The sequence below is a fragment of the Mucilaginibacter sediminis genome (assembly GCF_051903035.1).
Lineage (GTDB): Bacteria > Bacteroidota > Bacteroidia > Sphingobacteriales > Sphingobacteriaceae > Mucilaginibacter.
Map to the genome: position 1 here is coordinate 2,945,010 of NZ_CP170602.1, position 17,961 is coordinate 2,962,970.

The 17,961-nt window shown below is 44.0% G+C and carries 15 protein-coding genes; 8 read left to right on the forward strand and 7 right to left on the reverse strand.

The window, feature by feature from the left end:
* Positions 1–410 precede the first annotated feature (410 nt).
* The 4 genes from galA to ACFGVS_RS11675 all read right to left on the reverse strand — a co-directional run bounded on the left by galA (position 411) and on the right by ACFGVS_RS11675 (position 4,948).
* Positions 411–3,215: a beta-galactosidase GalA gene (gene galA, locus ACFGVS_RS11660; RefSeq protein WP_439698740.1), complete on the reverse strand. Its 2,805-nt coding sequence runs from the start codon at positions 3,213–3,215 to the stop codon at positions 411–413.
* 446 nt (positions 3,216–3,661) lie between these two features.
* Positions 3,662–4,096 carry a VOC family protein gene (locus ACFGVS_RS11665; protein ID WP_274212294.1) on the reverse strand — a complete coding sequence of 145 codons (435 nt, stop codon included), beginning with the start codon at positions 4,094–4,096 and terminating at the stop codon, positions 3,662–3,664.
* Positions 4,097–4,139: 43 nt separating this feature from the next.
* Positions 4,140–4,631: an SRPBCC family protein gene (locus ACFGVS_RS11670; protein ID WP_439698741.1), complete on the reverse strand. Its 492-nt coding sequence runs from the start codon at positions 4,629–4,631 to the stop codon at positions 4,140–4,142.
* Entirely contained in the window at positions 4,628–4,948 is a 321-nt protein-coding gene (locus ACFGVS_RS11675) for an ArsR/SmtB family transcription factor (RefSeq protein WP_090644261.1), read from the reverse strand. The genes ACFGVS_RS11670 and ACFGVS_RS11675 overlap by 4 nt, the downstream gene beginning before the upstream one ends.
* Positions 4,949–5,171: 223 nt before the next feature.
* Between ACFGVS_RS11675 and ACFGVS_RS11680 the strand changes: the two genes are divergently transcribed.
* A complete protein-coding gene (locus ACFGVS_RS11680; RefSeq protein ID WP_439698742.1) occupies positions 5,172–5,624 on the forward strand; it encodes a VOC family protein in 453 nt (150 codons plus the stop codon).
* 302 nt (positions 5,625–5,926) lie between these two features.
* Here the strand turns inward: ACFGVS_RS11680 and ACFGVS_RS11685 are convergent, their stop codons facing one another.
* Positions 5,927–6,748, reverse strand: a complete 822-nt coding sequence (locus ACFGVS_RS11685) for a class I SAM-dependent methyltransferase (protein ID WP_439698743.1) — start codon at positions 6,746–6,748, stop codon at positions 5,927–5,929.
* Positions 6,749–7,137: 389 nt separating this feature from the next.
* On the opposite strand from ACFGVS_RS11685, the gene ACFGVS_RS11690 reads away from it, so the two are divergent.
* Positions 7,138–7,956, forward strand: coding sequence for an SDR family NAD(P)-dependent oxidoreductase (locus tag ACFGVS_RS11690; protein ID WP_439698744.1), 819 nt, complete (start codon positions 7,138–7,140; stop codon positions 7,954–7,956).
* Positions 7,957–8,027: 71 nt separating this feature from the next.
* Positions 8,028–8,918, forward strand: a complete 891-nt coding sequence (locus ACFGVS_RS11695) for a helix-turn-helix domain-containing protein (protein WP_439698745.1) — start codon at positions 8,028–8,030, stop codon at positions 8,916–8,918.
* A 110-nt stretch (positions 8,919–9,028) separates the two neighbouring features.
* Here ACFGVS_RS11695 and ACFGVS_RS11700 read toward each other — a convergent pair whose 3' ends face one another.
* Positions 9,029–9,607, reverse strand: coding sequence for a DUF6438 domain-containing protein (locus ACFGVS_RS11700; protein WP_439698746.1), 579 nt, complete (start codon positions 9,605–9,607; stop codon positions 9,029–9,031).
* Positions 9,608–10,077: 470 nt separating this feature from the next.
* Here ACFGVS_RS11700 and ACFGVS_RS11705 point away from each other — a divergent pair, with 470 nt between their 5' ends.
* The 3 genes from ACFGVS_RS11705 (at position 10,078) to ACFGVS_RS11715 (ending at position 13,378) form a co-directional block, all read left to right on the forward strand.
* Entirely contained in the window at positions 10,078–10,653 is a 576-nt protein-coding gene (locus ACFGVS_RS11705) for a Crp/Fnr family transcriptional regulator (RefSeq protein ID WP_274212287.1), read from the forward strand.
* A 67-nt stretch (positions 10,654–10,720) separates the two neighbouring features.
* The gene (locus tag ACFGVS_RS11710; RefSeq protein WP_439698747.1) at positions 10,721–11,743 is read left to right on the forward strand and encodes an NAD-dependent epimerase/dehydratase family protein; all 1,023 of its coding nucleotides are present in this window, start codon (positions 10,721–10,723) and stop codon (positions 11,741–11,743) included.
* A 372-nt stretch (positions 11,744–12,115) separates the two neighbouring features.
* Positions 12,116–13,378, forward strand: coding sequence for a dipeptidase (locus tag ACFGVS_RS11715; protein WP_439698748.1), 1,263 nt, complete (start codon positions 12,116–12,118; stop codon positions 13,376–13,378).
* Positions 13,379–13,616: 238 nt separating this feature from the next.
* Here the strand turns inward: ACFGVS_RS11715 and ACFGVS_RS11720 are convergent, their stop codons facing one another.
* Positions 13,617–15,482 carry a PAS domain-containing sensor histidine kinase gene (locus tag ACFGVS_RS11720; protein ID WP_439698749.1) on the reverse strand — a complete coding sequence of 622 codons (1,866 nt, stop codon included), beginning with the start codon at positions 15,480–15,482 and terminating at the stop codon, positions 13,617–13,619.
* A 698-nt stretch (positions 15,483–16,180) separates the two neighbouring features.
* Here ACFGVS_RS11720 and ACFGVS_RS11725 point away from each other — a divergent pair.
* Entirely contained in the window at positions 16,181–16,762 is a 582-nt protein-coding gene (locus ACFGVS_RS11725) for an RNA polymerase sigma factor (protein WP_090644191.1), read from the forward strand.
* Between the two features lie 65 nt (positions 16,763–16,827).
* Entirely contained in the window at positions 16,828–17,907 is a 1,080-nt protein-coding gene (locus ACFGVS_RS11730) for a FecR family protein (RefSeq protein ID WP_439698750.1), read from the forward strand.
* Positions 17,908–17,961: the final 54 nt, after the last annotated feature.

Below are 17,961 nucleotides of genomic sequence, written 5' to 3' on the forward strand. Positions count from 1 at the left end.
GAGGTACGAGGCAATCCCCGGCATGCTAAGTCCCACATAGTTCGGGATTGCTTCGTACCTCGCAATGACATGATTATAATACGTTGATTATCAAATGTATTTTTTATTCCCCTCTCGAGAGGGGGCGCGGTAGGAGGTGCGTTGGCAGGGGTGTGTTTTTCCGCGTTTCATTGCGCGTGCATAACACACCCCTCCGCCCCTCTCAAGAGGGGAATCGCACTTTTCCACCGCTTTTTAAAAGGAAGCGCAAATCTGATGGTACCCAGAATAACCCCATTTGCAACCATGTCATTACTGTTTTTCCAGCCGAAGCTGATGGATACTCGCAATGACGGATATTGGATATTGGTAATCAGAAACTTGAAAACGGCTTCCAAAAAAACTCAAGACTCCCAACTCAATACCATCTTTTACCTATCGGCATCAATAACTATTTTCTTTTCTTTTAACCCCACCGAGGTAGCGGTTAAAGTGATTGGCCCAGCATGGCTTCTGTCTGATTGGATAATAACCTGGGCCAGGCCATTGAACAGCTTTCTTTTCCAGGTGGTAGCAGGGGCCTTAAACTGAATTACGCCGGGGTCTTGGTTAGGGTTATCCCAGGGGTGCAGTTTTTTGATAGGTAAGGCAACAATAACTATGCTGTTTTTCCCTGGCTTTAAAAAGGCTTTGCTGATGTTAAACACATCCTGGTCTTTATGATAATCGACATTGGCAGCCAGCAAATGGCCATTAAAATATACCGATTGCTTGCGGCCAATGCTTTTATAAAAAAAGGTGAGCGGGCTTCGCGTTAAATCATCGGTTAAATTAATACAGCCGCGGTAAACCCAGGCTTTTACGCTGGTATCACTTATATTGGTAAATGCCTTTTTCCAGCTGCTATCATCAAAGGTTTCGGCTGTTTCGCTTTTGCGGATGGTATCGGGTACCGGCAATTCTTTCAAGGCCTCAATGGGCATATTTACAATCGTTTCCAGGTACTTATCGGGCTCAAGCGAGGTAGGGTTGCCATTGCCTACCCCTATAATTCTGCCGGGGCCTTCAATTTTAAAACTTATTTCATTATTGACATCGGGTACCGCTAATCCTTTTTTATCAAGCAGGCTAACCTTAATTACAGCTACATCCTGCGCATCGGCTTTCAGGGTATTTTTATGGGCTTCAAGGGTGATGGCTTGCGGGGTGCCGGTAGTTTGCACTGTTTCGGTTAATACCTGTTTGCCGCCGGTATAGCCAATAGCCTTCAGTATCCCGGGGCTGTAAGGAACCGCCCATTCCAGGTGCCCGTTTTTGGCCATGGCTTTTTTACCCTGGGTTTTACCGTTTAAAAACAATTCTACTTCATCGCAATTACTGTATGCCCAAACATTTATGGACTGGTTTTCTTTACCTTTCCAGTTCCAATGCGGCAACAGGTGCAGCACCGGCTTGCTGCCCCACCAGGCCTGCAGGTACCAGGCATCATCCTTAGCAAAACCGCACTGATCGAGCATCCCAAAGTACGACCCGATAGATGGCCATCCATAGGGTGTAGGCTCGCCCCGGTAATCAAATCCCGTCCAGATAAACATACCTGCTAAAAATGGCCGTTTGGCATAGTAGTTCCAGCCTTCTTCAATGCTATAGGCATTCGGCCTTGGTTTGGCGTCGTAAGCAGATTTATAATGGAGCGAATCGTTGGTAAAGTAAACCCCACGGGTAGCAAAGGTCGATCCTTCCTCGGTTCCCCAACCCTTTTGCTGCGGGAATTTCTGGTGCTGCGCGTCGGGGTTTTCCTGTGCTATGTAGTTAAAGCCTATTAAATCCATCACACCCGATAAGCCCTGCCCCCAGCCGCCACTAAACGCCGCCGTAACCGCGCGGGTGGTATCCAGGCTTTTTACAAAGGCTTGCATGGTGGTTGCAATCCGTGCGCCTGTCTCCGAGTTTTCTATCCCCCACTCCTCGTTACCTACCGACCAACTGATCACGCTTGGGTGATTGCGATCGCGGTCAATCATTTTTTTAAGGTTGCCCAGGTGGTAATCATCTATGCCCATCAGCCGGTTCTCATCAATCACCAGCATGCCCAAACTATCGCAGGCATCCAGCAACTGGGGCGCTGGCGGGTTATGCGAACAGCGGTAAGCGTTACTGCCCATTTCTTTTAACCGGGCAATTCTATAGTACTGCAGTTCGTCGGGTATGGCTGTACCCACTCCCGCATGCTCCTGGTGGTTATTGGTGCCCTTTATTTCCAGCCGTTTACCGTTCAGGTAAAAGCCGCTGTTGGCGTCAAAACGCAGGGTACGTATGCCAAAGCGTGTTACATATTCATCAACGGGCACATTATTTACCAAAATGGTGGTAACCAAACGGTGCAGGTACGGCGTATCAACCGACCATAATTTAGGGTGTGCTATCTCCAACTGGCTGCTATACTCTCCCGTTTTAAAAGGTTGCAGGCTATTGCCGTCAGTTTGTTTGGTAGTCAGCAAACGGCCTTGGCGGTCATAAACTTTTTGTACGATGGCAAAATTGTCTGCCCCGGTATCGTAATTGCTTATATTAGTTTTAACGGTTATTTGCGCCTTGCCGTTACCAACAATGCTGCTCACAAATGTACCGTTGGCGGCAATATGCAGCGGCGACGTTTTATTGAGCCATACATGCCTGTAAATGCCGGCCCCTTCATAAAACCAGCCCTCTTCCATAGTGGCATCTACCCTTACGGCGATGGTATTATCACCGCCGTAGTTTAAAAGCTGGGTAATATCATATTCAAAACCGTTGTAGCCGCTTAGCTCGGTACCCAGGTAGTGCCCGTTTACCCAAACTGTCGAGTTGCGAAAAACACCATCAAAAGCAATGGTGATATGCCGGCCATAATCCTCCTTTGTTACAGTAAACTTTTTTCGGTACCAGCCAACGCTGCTTTCCGGAAAATTCCGGCCCAGGGCTTTGAAGCCATGGCTATAGCTCCCTTTTTCGCTAAAGCCAAGTTCGGTGGCCCAATCGTGCGGCAAATCAAGCTTGCGCCAGGGCCTGTCATCAAAGTCAGCGGCGGCAGCACCATCGCCATAGCCAGCTTTGGCAAAATAAGAGAAATAGCCGGTGCCGTTGTTAAAATCCTTAGCGGCATCAAACGGATGCCCATAGGCAAACCGCCAGCCGGTATCTATACAAATATGCGCCCTTGATTTTTGCCCGCTGCCGGCTGTTTGTGCTGACACAATAAAAGGGCAAACGGATAACAACAGCAAAAGGCGCAACATTTTCATATATCTATTGGATAAACACTAATTTTTTGAATTGAGGTTGATAATGTGCCCTAAAAATAATTGTTAAAAGCACAGCTATCTAAAAAATGTGCTCTGGTGATATTATTTGAGTATATTTTGGTAAAATAGTATCGATGGGGAGAAGCTAAATGCAAAATGCAAAGCTTAAAGCTACCATATTAATTTGCAATGTGGCAACTAACGTGTTTACACATTTTTTATTAAATGAACCGAATGCCATACGAACGAATAGAGGCGGAAAGAAGTAGTTTCTCCCCGCCCCTTACTTTCCCATACGCCTGCTGGTTCGTATAGCATTTCATAACATTGAAGGGCCCCTGGAGGAACGGCGAACCTCCATGCGACATTGCAAAACAACGGGGTTTTCCCGCCTAATTTTACCCGTTATTACTTGCGTCAAATTCCACAATCCATTCAATACCATATTTGTCCCTGAACATGCCGGCATATGTACCCCATGGGGTATCGCCAATAGGACCTTCCACGTCTCCGCCTGCCGACAGGCCGTTAAATATTTGCTCGGCCTCTTCCCGGCTATCGGCGCTCACATATATTTTCGACCGGTTTTCGGCTTCGCTCACCCGACCCATAAAACCGGGAACATCATTGGCTATTAGCACATTGTTTTTACCCAATGGTAAACCAATGTACATGATTTTATTGGCCTCATTTTCTGCTATCGGCATTTCGGGGCCTGATATGTCCTTGAAACGGATGATCTTTGTAAACTCGCCGCCAAAAACCGATTTGTAAAAAGTGAATGCTTCTTCGGCATTTCCATTGAAGTTGATCCATGGATTAATTGCTCTCATGATTTTTATGTTTTAATTGTTAATTATTACGGTTTATAAATTCTTAGGATAAAGTTGATAACAGCTCTTCCAGGTTTTTTAATGTCATGGTAAAGCCTATTTTGAAGCCCTCCAATAATTTCTCCATGCGTTCAAACGATTCATTAAAAATGGTGATGTTCACTTTTGTTATCCCGTTTTGTTCGCTGAAATTGTAATCCCATTCAGAACCCGGCAGTTCGCGATTTTCGTCTTTATCAGCAAACGCGTTGTACATCTTAAAATTGGTTTTCGGGGTAATGGATGTAAATTCCTGCACCGACCAACGCTCCTGCCCATCGGGGCTTATCATCGCGTAAAATCGCCGCCCGCCAACTTCAAAATTCATATACTTGGTTTTGGCGCGCATGGGTGCAGGTGCCCCCCATTGGTCCAGTAATTCGGCTTTGGTAAAGGCATCCCATACTAAAGATTGGCCGGCATTAAATTCCCTGGTTATAAATACCGTTTTCGCTGCTTTGTCAACGTTAAAATCAAATAGCAAATCGTTGTTCATTTTTCTGTTTTTTTAATTGTTGATAATAATTGGTCGAGTTGATTGAATTGAGTTTCCCAGCTTTGCCTGAACTGGGCTAACCAGTTGTCGAATTCCTGCATTTTTTTTGCGTTAAAGTGATAATAAATCTCCCGGCCGCTCTGCTCGGGTTTAATCAAATCGCATTCGTGTAATACTTTAATATGTTTTGATACAGCCTGCCGGGTCATATCAAATTTTTGGGCCATGGCATTTGGTGTTAATGCCTGTATGGCAATTAAAGTCAAAATAGCCCTGCGTGTTGGGTCAGCTATCGCCTGGAATATATCTTGTTTCATTTTGTAAAGTTCAAATAAGCAACCTGCTGGTTGCAAATATATATGCAACTTTTGAGTTGCGCAAATTTATTTGATTTTATTTTTTTCGGGGGATAAATGCAGGGGTTTAGTGATTGCCATACGTTCCGATTCGTACAATTTAGTGCGTTTAACTTCATTGAAGTTTGCTGTAAACAATTATTCAATGAACATCGTTACTTTTAATTCATAAGGAGATAAAACTATGGCAGAAAACAAATTAATAAGAATGGATAATATGGGCATCGTTGTAGAATCCCTCGATAACGCCATATCCTTTTTTACAGAAATAGGACTGAAGCTTGAAGGCCGGGCTACTGTGGAAGGTGAATGGGCGGGCCGCATTACCGGGCTTGGTTCGCAGCGTGTAGAAATTGCCATGATGGTTACCCCGGATGGTCATAGCCGCCTCGAGCTTTCACGATTTGTTAACCCTCCTGTAATTTCAGACCACCGTACTGCCCCGGTGAACGCGCTGGGCTACCTGCGTGCGATGTTCACTGTTGAAAACCTCGACGAAATGGTGTCCAGGCTCGGCAAGCATGGCGCCCAACTTGTAGGCGAGGTAGTTCAGTATGAGAACTCATACCGGCTCTGCTACATTCGCGGAACCGAGGGGCTTCTTATCGGCCTGGCGCAGGAGCTGGGGAATCACTGAGTTTCTCCGCCCTTGTTGGAGGTGACAACATAGGTGTTCGGAAGACTTTTTAGTTCCCTCCCCACGGGAGGGGTGCGGTCGGAAATGAGCGCGAAGGCAGGGAGGGGTCTATACGAGCGGCGAGTTGCAAAGCGGCTTGAACGGCTGATTTAACCCCTACCTCCCCTTCCCCAGGGAAGGAATCGCACATCCCTGCGCTTTTTTTATTTCTTCCGAACACCTATGGAGGTGACAACACCAACAACGGCGGGTACCAGCAAACTAAACCACCTCCGATTTTCTTTCAAACGAAGTTGTCCTAACTATTTCCGCGCCTGGCTGATTACAGCACTTATTGGAGCAACCATGGGAGCAGCTCCGAATTTTTCGGCAAGTTCTTTTTCCACCTTAATTTTTATCTCGTCTATCCAGGCAGGGTTACGCTTTTTAATCTCCTCATAAACAGGCCCCCACGCTACAAGACCGTCTGTTGCTTCTTTTGCGGTTGGACTGACGGCAAAAAGTTGTACTTTTTCAATTGATATTTTTGCAAACCCGGCATGCTGTAATAATGGTGTTATTACAGTTTCATCACTCATCGAGGTAGCAAGATTATAAGATTCGGGCAATGGCTCTTCCAGGTATTGTTGTGCGATAGTTCTGCAGGAATATGACGCAGCGTTATTCTCCAGTTTATCCCAGGTTGTAAATAAAAATAAGCCACCCGGTTTTAGCACCCGGTATGCCTCTGCAAACGCCTTTGGCTTATCCGGAACAAACATATACCCGAAGCAACATATAACTATGTCGATGCTATTGTCATCAAAAGGAAGTTGTTGGGCATCTATATTTTGCCAGTCGATATCAAGATGGCTTAATTTTTTTTGGGCTACGGCCAACATATCCTCGCTAATATCTGAAGCAATTAGTTTTGCAGGAGGAGGAATACGTTCCCGGATATGGCGGGTAACACGGCCTGTTCCGGCGGCAATTTCCAGTACAATAGAAACCGGGGCCGGGTCGATTCGTTTTGCAACTTCTATAGCATATGGCTCAAAGTATAACGGACCAAAAAATTGATCATACTGAATTGCAGCTTCTCCAGGCAAATCAGTGGAAGGTGCTTTAGTCGATATATCATTCATGAAACATTAATTTTATATTTTAAAAAACAACACAGCGGTTACCTCCGGTTACCATTCCATTTGCATCATTTTTTACAATCTGTCTCCTCGGGGTCTCTCGGATGTTATTAAGTTAAGAAAAACAGCCTGAGATAATTTCAAGCAAAGAAGCTAAGGCGCAAATCAAAAATAAGCAAATCAATTGCGTCTCGGCGTCTTTGCGTGAAAAACCTTTTGACTTCCTGACATTGGAGGTCCGGGAAGCAGCATTTATCAATTTCTCCTCATCATGACACTCCCATTACCATCCAACATCACCTACGTTAAAATGTATCATTCTTCCCCACTTCCGTATAAATCGGGCGGCAAAAGGCGCTATACATTTGTGTCATAATTAAAACAACAAAACAATGGCAAAAACAATTTTCATTACCGGTGCCTCACGTGGTTTCGGTAAATTATGGGCCGAGGCATTATTGCAACGCGGCGATAAAGTGGTAGCAACTGTACGTAACCTGAACTCGCTGGATGACCTGGTGAGCAAATACGGCAACAATATTTTACCCCTGCAACTGGATGTGACCGACCGCGCCGCCGGTGCAGCGGCCGTTAACAAGGCAAAAGAGCATTTTGGCAGCATTGACGTGCTGATTAACAACGCGGGCTACGGCCTGTTTGGCAGCATTGAGGAAACTACCGAGCAGGAAGCGCGCGAGCAAATGGAAACTAACTTTTTTGGTTTGTTATGGCTAACACAAGCGGTGTTACCTGTAATGCGCGAGCAGGGGCATGGCCACATCATCCAGGTTTCGAGCGCGTTGGGTTTGGTTACGTTGCCTGTATTGGGCTTGTACAATGCCTCAAAATTTGCGGTAGAGGGCTTGAGCGAAACACTGGCTGCCGAGGTAAAGGGCTTTGGCATTAACGTAACGCTGATAGAGCCTAACGGTTATGCCACGGATTGGGCTGGTGCTTCATCGGCACATACCACCCAGATGCCGGAGTATGATGGCTTGCGGGCAGCTTTCCAGGCTGGCTTAACCGATGACATTTTCGGTATTCCCGAAGCAACTAATGACGCGGTGCTAAAGTTGATTGACAGTGAAAACCCTCCCCTGCGTTTATTCCTGGGTAGCCAGGCTTACCCCTGGATTAAACAGGTTTATGAAGGCCGTTATGCCGAGTGGGACAACTGGAGCGAGGTATCGGCAGCAGCGCACGGTAAATAAATATTTAATGGTATTATACTGACACAATTTACGCCGAAATTCGGCGTAAATTTGTTTAAGCTTTTTTGATCATGCAGCATTTTAAAAATTTAGCCGATATGCACCGGGCCAACGGTTACGCCCCGCCGGAGAATCCACTCATCAGCATACAGCGGTGCACGCAAACCTGCAGCCTTGGCGACAGGGAGTTTACATCCGATTTTTACATGATAGGGTTTAAAAAACTGAAGTCGGGCATTATCAGATATGGCCGCACCAGGTACGATCATGATAACGGCAGCATGATGTTTGTAAAACCCCGGCAAATCATTGAATTTAGCAGCGTGGAGTATGAGGACGATGCTTTTATCATCTTCATCCACGAGGATTTTTTGAACGGCCATGTGTTGCATACCGAGATCAACAAATACCCTTTTTTTGATTACGAAACCAACGAGGCACTACACCTCTCTCCGCAGGAAGAGCAAATCATCTGGGACCTTTTTTATAAAATAGACACCGAATACCGCAGTAACACCGATGAGTACAGTCGTGATATTATGCTTACACACATTGATTCGATGCTTAAATATTCGCAGCGGTTTTATAAGCGCCAGTTTATCAACCGGCGCGAGCTATCGGGCAAAACTGTTTCAAAATTCAATGATGCACTGGCCACGTACTTCAAAAAAGGCTTATTGGTTACCCAGGGGCTGCCTTCGGTAAGCACGCTGGCATCGCGCCTTAACCTATCGCCCCGTTACCTGAGCGATCTATTGAAGCAGGAAACCGGTAAAACAGCCATCGAACTAATCCATATTTACCTGGTAAACGAAGCCAAAAACCGGCTCATGGGCGATGATCAAAGCGTTTCTGAAATAGCCTACCAGCTCGGTTTTGAAAACCTCCCCTATTTTTCGAGGCTTTTTAAAAAAGAAACGGGTATTAGCCCCAACCAGTTTAAAAAGCAATTGGTTAACTGATGGCGACATTTCCACCCGGGCGGCAGCAAGAACTGTACGTGTTTCAGCTTTGATCGCTATTTCACAACAACAGCCAATGAGGCCGTAAGCCATCCATATTAAACAATTATTTAATCTTCCTTCTCCTTTTTTGTTGGCGGTGGAAACCTGATGTCCCGAACATCCGGTCCCGGAAAGGGTTTTAATTTCGATTCGAATATAAAGGTGTCCTTGGTTGGTGCTGGTTTGACGACTTTATAACTTTTGATTATGTAGTAGAACGCCTCCCCTACGCCGTTGGGTAAACTCCCGGACTGTGCCCTTATACGTTTTACTTCATGTCCATAATGTATAAATACCTCGAGGCTTTCGTCATCAACCGTATAATTGTACATAGTATCCAAACGCTTATAGTTAATGTTTTCGAGTTTCATGTTCAAGGTGTCCCAATACGCCTGGCTTATCTTCGCGGAATAGTACCCTATTAGCTTTTTATTTTTGCCGCTGTCTGTCGAAGAAAGGAAATAGGGCTTTTCTCCCCAATATCGATAGGTAAGAGAGCTATCGACGCTCACGACAGTAGGCTGGCAAAAACCAAAACATCCTGTGGTAGCAATCTCAATTTTAGTGATCTCATTGTTCCGCCGCGATTGTATGTTACAAGCAGCAAGAAAAATTAGCGTAGTAAAAAACATCACGCAGTACTTCATATGATTGTAGGTTGAAACTAAGGTATAAATTTTTCTACGTTTTGTCCCCTGCAGATTGTTTAAAGAGAGACAATGCCCCAGGGGGAACTAACATCAAAATATATTTATCAATAAAACTTATAATAAATGTGTTAAAACAACGTACCTGTTGGGTTGGTATCCGCCTACAACAATCCGCCTCATCATGACCATAAAACCGTTACTATTGCTTTTCCTGGTATGTATAACTGCCTCACATGTTCTCGCCCAGGCTAATACTGCCGAAAATATTACACTTAAGGGTATTGTGATTGATAAGGAAAACAGCAAGGCATTGGCTTATGTAAGCGTGGGAATTTTTAAACAAGCCTATTCAGCTTCTGGTCGGTGTTTTCACCGCACCAGCCGATGCTTATGTATTGCAATTGATCTGCTTAACACAAAACGAGATCTTTCGACAAAATAGTGTTACTTATTGATAACTTGGCGGTATGCACAAGCACTTGCTAAATATAATATCTCAAAAGGGACCGCTAACAGAAGCTGATAATGATTTATGCAAAGCATGTTTTGAGCCGGTGTTGTTGCCTAAAAACAGAATTGTTGAACAAGCCGGATACATACCCCAATACTTGTATTTTGTTGTAAAAGGCTTTATGCGTATTTTTCATTACAATGAAAATGGCGACGAAGTAACAACTCATATTAATTGTCCGCCCGGCTTTTTAACTTCTTACTTTCATTTCATCAATCAAACTAAAGCTGATGAAAGTGTAGAATGCATTACCGAATGTGAATTGCTTAGGATCACAAAAACCAATTTAGACAGGCTAACCAGTAAAAGCGCAGCGTTTAAAGATTTCAGTATTGAAGTATTTCAGCAATCTATAGCTTACAACGAGAACCGTTCAAAAGAACTTGCCACATTAACAGCAGAGCAGCGATATAAAAAACTTATCGAAAACTATCCGGCTATCATTCACCATGTACCGGTGCAATACATAGCTTCGTTTTTGGGCATGAAACCCGAAAGTTTGAGCCGTATCCGCAAACGGATGCTTTCCTAACATTTGTCAAGTGGATTAGCTTTTATAGTCGGCAGATTTGAACCATTAATTATTAAAAAATAAGCAAATGGAAAATCAGCAGCTATCATTGGTTAACGGTGCAAATGGGCATCTCGGCAACAATTTAGTACGACTCCTTATCAGCAAAGGCATTGCGGTACGTGCGTCGGTAAGGAATATTAATGATAAAAAAACTTTTGAAGGATTGGATTGTGAGGTGGTTCAATCAGACATTACTGATAAGCAATCGTTGGTAAGGGCACTGCAAGGTGTAGATACCTTTTATGCAGTAGGCGCTGCGTTTAAGCTTTGGGCCCGAGATCCCCAAAAAGAAATTTATGATGTAAATATCCGGGGCACCAGGAACATGATAGAAGCAGCCGCAGAGGCTGGGGTTAAAAGAATTGTATACGTGAGTTCAATAACCGCGCTAAATTATACCACCACCCCGGCAAAGGAAAGTTACGGTTATAACCCGGACCGCAGGGATGTGTACTATAACTCAAAAAACGACGGCGAACAACTGGCTTTTAAACTTGCAAAGGAACTTAATATAGAGTTGGTAGCTGTATTACCGTCGGCTATGATAGGAGGTGAGGCTTTTGCGCCATTAAATGTATCGTACAATATTCTCAGGTTAATTCTGCAAAAAGAAATTCCGGTAGAAACAAACATAGCGCTTAACTGGGTAGATGTAAAAGATGTCGCCGAAGGTTGTTATTTAGCGGCAACAAACGGGACCGACGGAGAACGGTATATCCTGGCAAATGAAAAATGTACATCTATTAAAGATACTACCAAAATGGCACAACAGCTTTTCCCCGAATTGAAAATCAAATTACCGGTAGCAGTGCCAAAACTTATTTTATTTGTTATTGCCTGGTTAATGGAATTAGGAAGTAAAATGAATGGGAAAGCACCATTATTGAGCACTAAAGACATTGCTATGTTTTCGGGATTGCAACAGGACTTCTGTTTAACAAAATCGAGAAAAGAATTAGGCTTTAATCCCACAAATACCGGCATGGTTGTAAAAGAATCAATGCAATATTTGATCAGCCATCAATTGGTGCAATTAAAAACCTCTTAAACCCGCTCCGCCCTTGGTGGAGTTGTCTCCATAGGTGTCCGGAAGACTTTTTAGTTCCCTCCCAACGGGAGCCGTCGGAAATGAGCACAAAGGCAGGGAGGGGTTTATACGAGCGGCGGGTTGCAAAGCACCTTGAACGCCTGATTTAACCCCTACCCCCACCTTCCCCAAGGATGGAATCGCACACTCCCTCCGCTTTTCTGTCCCCGCGCAAGTCATATCCCGAAAGCCGCGTTTATGCGCGATGATTATCTTTATCGGCTCTATCCGCCAATTCGTCTATTCATCCCGGCCAAACGACGATTATAGGAGGCGATACTCCGGGTAGTTACTACCTTTAAACGATATAAAACAGCCATCCTGTAATTTAAAATGATGAAGAAGTTTCAACCAACCTGGTCGCGGTGGGAATTCCTGGCCGCGGTTACCCTTGCCGGAGCCGGTACCGCCATAATGCTGAACCCACTGGCCGCCTGGGCAATTGATGAGGTAGACCCACGCGTAGCCAAAATAGTAGCCGATACCCTGGGTATTGACACCCACAATCATATCGACGTGCCACTAACAAGCGCAGATGTACCCGGCCCGGATATCAACCTGGCGGGAGAAATGAAAAAGTCGGGCTTAGCCGCCATCTGCATGACATTCGCCGTTGATTATCAAAAACTGCAAAACCCCGGCGATGCCTACGAGCGGTTTAAAAACGGCCTGGCTTCAATGGACAAGCAGCTGGCCCGTAACGGTATGAAGCGCTCCCTGAACATGGCCGATCTTAACTCTGCCCATAAAAAGCACCAGCCCACAGTTATCCAATCGGTAGAGGGTGGTCATTTCCTCGAAGGACACATCGAACGGCTTCAAGAAGCCTATACCCGCGGCCTCAGGCACCTGACACTCCTGCATGACAGCGATGCCGCGGTACCGCTGGGCGACGTTTTCACCAACCCTGCACGCTGGGGAGGCCTTACCGCTTTTGGTGCCGACGTTATCCGCGAGTGCAACCGCCTGGGCATCCTGGTCGACCTGGGGCACGCCAGCGCCGAAACAGTGGCCGCCGCACTTAAAGTGGCCAAACACCCGGTAATCATTTCGCACACCGGCCTTGATACCCAATTGGGGCAAAACGCGAACATGGCCCGCATGATGCGCCCCCGGCTCATCAGCAAGGAGCAAGCTAAAATCGTGGCAGATACCGGGGGCGTTATCGGCGTTTGGACGCACCTGGCCGACTCGGCATCTGAGTATGCCCAAAATATCCGGGCGCTGGTTGATGTTGTGGGGATAGATCATGTTTGCATCGGTACCGATACCAAACTAACCCCGGCTTATAGGCCGGCAGGCGGCAGTTTCGGCCCCAAACCGGGCGAACAAGGCCCGCCACCGGGCGGCATGCCCGGCAACCGTCCTGATGGCCCACCTGCGGGCGATAAACCCCATGATGGCCCTAATGGCGGCCCAAACCGTGGCAAAATGGACGGCGGTACCAACCAAACGTGGCCCGATCAAAAGACAGGGTTTTATTACACCGTAGTAGAGGCGATGCTGAATATTGGTTTTAACGCAGATGAAATAGGCAAGATAGGCGGCGGCAATTTTTGCCGGGTGTTTGATGCGGCCACGGCCGGCAGCCACTAATAAGATTGCGTTGGCATGGTATAACGATTATGGAATCGATAATAATTATATCATGCCACTAATTTGCATGTCGACTTCCAACTGTTTATTTACTGCACCAACGTTTCATCATCGCCTTATGTACACTACAGTGGTACAGGGTCGTACACGGTTGCCCGTTCATAAAGTATTACTACTGCACCAAAAGAGGCTACAATAACAGAAGTGCAAATACTAAATTTCAATATTTATCCCGCTTTCAGTCGCCAGGCTTTGTAAAGGGAAATTCTAAAATAATTTCGGTACCTTCTGTTAATTTGCTTTTTACTTTTACGTTACCGCCTAAAGCCTCAACCTGGGTTTTAACCATAAAAAGCCCCATGCCCTTGCCTTCCATAGTGGTATCAAAACGTTTGTACAAGCCAAACAGGCTGGTGGCATTTTTGTCAAGATCAATGCCCTTGCCATTGTCTTTAAAAGTCAGCCTTATTTTATCTTTATGCTGATGGCTTTCGATATGAATAAGCGGCACAATGCCAGCCCGGCGATATTTGATGCTGTTTGAAATAATATTGTAAAAAATACTGTACATGAAACTTCGTATGGTAAATATGGCGTTGACCTCATCAAAAGCGCATTCAAAATAAACGTTTTCATCTGCGATGATATGCTGCATATTAACCTTAATATCGTTCACCAGGTTGTTAAAATGCACTGTTTCTTTTTGTTCGTTTACCACCTTGCGGGTTTGCAAAATATGGTTAAGGTCCTGTATAACGGTGTCGATATCTTTTGCAGATTGAGCAGCTTTTTCAAGCACTTCACGCATTTCAGTCAAGGTGCCATCGTTTTCATCAACCAGGTACGAGAGCCCTATTATATTGGCCACAGGCGCGCGCAGATTATGCGATATGATATAAGTAAACTGCTCCAGGTCTTTGTTTTGCTGGATAAGATCGGCCGTTATCCTTTCGCGTTCAAGCCCGGCAATTTTATGCGCGGTAATGTTTTTGTTAGCCACCACAAAACCACAGGGATTTTGCTCACTGTTTTTTATAACAAACCATTGAATATGGTACCATTCAACAGTGCCGTCGTTTTTTGGATAACTTAATTCATACTCGGCGCTTCCGTCCCTGACAACTTTATCCAGCATTTCTTCCATAAAAGCCATTCTTTCTGCCGGGAAATAGCCTTTCATGGCCTGGCCTGTCTTCAGTGTTTTATTTCGGCGTTCTTCAGAATACTTTTGCGCCTGCGCATTAAAAGAAACGATGTTCAGCTCTTCGTCAAACAGCACATAAGCTATATCGGTGTTGTCGAAAATGGCGCGCAGGTTTGCTTCCGATTTTTGAAGCGCTTCCTGATCTTGTTTACTCTGGGTAATATCTGTAACCATGGCAAGGGCGCCTTTATACCTGCCTGTTTTATCAAAAATTGGATTGGCAGATATATTTGTCCATACATCTTCCCCATTTTTTTTTACGTACCTGATATTTAAATTTTCTTTGGCCCCGTTTCTTCGCCTTTCCATGCAGGCTATGGCGTAGGCCTTGCCCTCCTCGTCCATAAAATCATAAAGTTCCTTTCCCATCATTTCTTCTGCGGAGTAGCCCAAAATTTCGGCTATTTTGATGTTTACAAAATTTGTTTTTTCGTTTTCATCAATTGTCCAGATACCTTCCTGGGCGGTTTCAACAATTTGCCGGTACAACTCCTCACTTAACCTAAGCGTTTCCTTTTCGGCTTTAACCGAAGTGATATCCCTGATAATCCCCTCGGCCCTTATTAAATGGCCCGAAGGATTCAGTATGGGGATAGTCTTTTTTTCCACCCAGCGCGCCGTTCCGTCTTTATGGATAATGCGGAACTGGCTGCTTGCCTGCTCGCCCTGTTCTAACTTTTTTTGCTCATTAACAACAATGTCATTATCCCCCGGGTGAACCAAATTAAACCACAGCCCGTTAGCGGCAATAAAATCGGCGGGTTTATAACCGTATAGTTTTTCGCATGCCTGCGAAATTTGCAATACCTGCATATTTACCATATCAACAGAAAAGAAAACTTCCTCCATGGCATTAAAAAATGTCATTAAATTATCATGGTTGCTTTCCTGTGTTTGCATCTTGCGGGATGTAGATTTATTAGGTAATATGAAAGTAATGACGTTTGGTTTAAAAAATACAACTGTATACTGCCCCGGACCTGAAATCGCAATTTTCCGTTTGTTAATCTACGTTAAGTAAAAAAGGCCCGTCATAATTAAAAAGTTCTTTAGCAATAAAAACGAGTTTCGTATTATTTAAACGTGATGGGTGTTATCCATACCGAATGTAATATACGCATATTACAAAAACATATAAAAAGCTATTTTTAAATATATTGTCATCGCTACAAGGCAATGACACTATTACAAGTTACTGATTTTCAATAGGTATTAAAATATTCACTGGTTACCTTACTCGTTTTTCGCTGCCGCGAACCAGTCTTTCGGGAGCATTGGGGCCGGCAGGTTAATATTTAATTAAGCAAAATTGGCTAATCATTCAGCATAATTACCATATCCTTTATTTTTTTAATAAGTTTATTAATTCTCTTTTTTGAATCATCCTGGTTCATTTTACAGGCCAAGTAGTGGAATTGGAAGTGTTTTTTTCAAAATATCCATTGATTTCCATCTATATAGCATATTAACATATTGTGCCCTGGCTAAGCCAGATATGTAAATGTCATTAGTTTAATACAAATATTTTATTTTAGTTTGTATCATTGGATACCAGTCTTGTATCGCAATAAACCTAATTTAATTATAAGCAATCAAAAATGTCGTGCAATTTGTCTGACTTAACGGATATTGTAAAAGAAATAGCTGTGCACGACAGTTATTCCGCTTACAAAAAGTTATTCGGATTGCTATTTCCGCCAATAAAACGCTTTTCATACAGCCTGTTAAAATCACCGGAGCTTGCAGAAGAGGTAGCATCTGACGTATTGATTACTTTGTGGCGAAAGCGGGATTCTATTACCTCCATCAATAATATTAAAGTATATGCTTTTGTAATTGCAAAAAACCTGTGCTTAAATATTTTAAAAAAGAATTCGGGCGGCAGAATAGTTTCACTGGATGATATTGCAGTTAATTTACGGATTGATAACACAACCCCCGAGTGGATCCTGATTAACGACGAATTGAGGATAAGCCTTAATAATGCTATCAACGAATTGCCAACCAGGTGTAAAATAATTTTCAGGCTGGTAAAAGAAGATGGCCTGAGTTATAAAGAAGTTTCTGAAATACTTGACATATCTATAAAAACAGTTGATGCTCAACTTGTTATTGCCACCAGGCGCCTGTCTGTTTCTATTAAAAAGGAGTTTAACCTTAGCCCGGTAAAAAAATATTAAAAATTTTTAGGGAGAATTTCTGGTTTTGTTGTCCTTCGGCTTAATTACCCAACATTTAGTTATTAATGGAGCAGAAAAGGATCATTCAGTTATTAACCAGGAAACTTGCCGGTGAAGCCACCAGCGAGGAACTACTGGAACTGGACGAACTGCTTGCGCTATTTCCCGAAGCCCTGTATTACGAAGAGGTGCTAAACCAAATTACCTTTAAAGATGAACTTCAGGAAGAAATTGATATAGATGAAGCTTTTGCCTTGCATGAGCAAAAATACGGGCATGAGTTTGCCGATGATAACCAGAAAGGCCCAGCCACCAATTTAAAAAGGAGGCTTGTTACACGCTGGCTGGTGGCCGCCTCGCTGATAACGATAACCAGTTTTGCCGTATTCCTGTTATATCGCAATAAAAAAAGCAACAATGTTTCATACACACCAGATACAGAAATTGTATGCGGCAAACGGATGCGCAAAAAAATAGTACTGCCTGACGGCACAAGCGTTTGGCTTAATACCAACAGCAAGCTCCAATATGATGAAGCCATGCTGAATAAGGACCGCCGGGAAGTAAGGCTGTACGGCGAGGCCTTTTTTGATGTAGCTAAAGATAAAAAGCATCCGTTTATTATACATACCGAAAAAATAGCTGTCAAAGTTTTAGGTACGGCTTTTAATATTAAAGCCTATCCTGGCGATGCTGTTACCGAAACAACGCTCATCAGGGGATTAATCGAGCTATCGCTTAACAGCGATCCGCAACGGAAAATATTGCTGCGTGCCAAAGAAAAACTCGCGTTAAATGAAAGCGTGCTAAATGAGCATAACGATAAAAGCGCCGCCCCGCCAATTCATAACCAGTTGGTAATAGAAAACATTGAACCGGTTGAAATATCAAACAAGGATTATATTGAAGAAACCTCATGGCTGCAAAACAAACTGGTTTTCAAAGACGAATCTTTTGAAGAGCTGGTACCCAAGTTAGAAAAATGGTATAACGTAACCTTTAAAATTAATAATAAAACCGCGGCCGGCTATAGGTTTACCGGCATTCTTGAAAACGAAACCCTAACCCAGGCATTAACAGAAATGCAAATTATAAGACCATTTAAATTTAAGATAACCGCCAATGACGTAGTGACCATTAACTAAAGAGAGAAGAGGGTTGCAATAAAAAAGCGGGAAATGCTCGAATATTCCCCGCTG

Coding starts and splice junctions, on each gene's coding strand:
- ACFGVS_RS11665 (WP_274212294.1), bottom strand. CDS start 4,096: ATGAGAGCAATTAATCCATGGATCAACTTCAATGGAAATGCCGAAGAA.
- ACFGVS_RS11670 (WP_439698741.1), bottom strand. CDS start 4,631: ATGAACAACGATTTGCTATTTGATTTTAACGTTGACAAAGCAGCGAAA.
- ACFGVS_RS11675 (WP_090644261.1), bottom strand. CDS start 4,948: ATGAAACAAGATATATTCCAGGCGATAGCTGACCCAACACGCAGGGCT.
- ACFGVS_RS11680 (WP_439698742.1), top strand. CDS start 5,172: ATGGCAGAAAACAAATTAATAAGAATGGATAATATGGGCATCGTTGTA.
- ACFGVS_RS11685 (WP_439698743.1), bottom strand. CDS start 6,748: ATGAATGATATATCGACTAAAGCACCTTCCACTGATTTGCCTGGAGAA.
- ACFGVS_RS11690 (WP_439698744.1), top strand. CDS start 7,138: ATGGCAAAAACAATTTTCATTACCGGTGCCTCACGTGGTTTCGGTAAA.
- ACFGVS_RS11695 (WP_439698745.1), top strand. CDS start 8,028: ATGCAGCATTTTAAAAATTTAGCCGATATGCACCGGGCCAACGGTTAC.
- ACFGVS_RS11700 (WP_439698746.1), bottom strand. CDS start 9,607: ATGAAGTACTGCGTGATGTTTTTTACTACGCTAATTTTTCTTGCTGCT.
- ACFGVS_RS11705 (WP_274212287.1), top strand. CDS start 10,078: ATGCACAAGCACTTGCTAAATATAATATCTCAAAAGGGACCGCTAACA.
- ACFGVS_RS11710 (WP_439698747.1), top strand. CDS start 10,721: ATGGAAAATCAGCAGCTATCATTGGTTAACGGTGCAAATGGGCATCTC.
- ACFGVS_RS11715 (WP_439698748.1), top strand. CDS start 12,116: ATGATGAAGAAGTTTCAACCAACCTGGTCGCGGTGGGAATTCCTGGCC.
- ACFGVS_RS11720 (WP_439698749.1), bottom strand. CDS start 15,482: ATGCAAACACAGGAAAGCAACCATGATAATTTAATGACATTTTTTAAT.
- ACFGVS_RS11725 (WP_090644191.1), top strand. CDS start 16,181: ATGTCGTGCAATTTGTCTGACTTAACGGATATTGTAAAAGAAATAGCT.
- ACFGVS_RS11730 (WP_439698750.1), top strand. CDS start 16,828: ATGGAGCAGAAAAGGATCATTCAGTTATTAACCAGGAAACTTGCCGGT.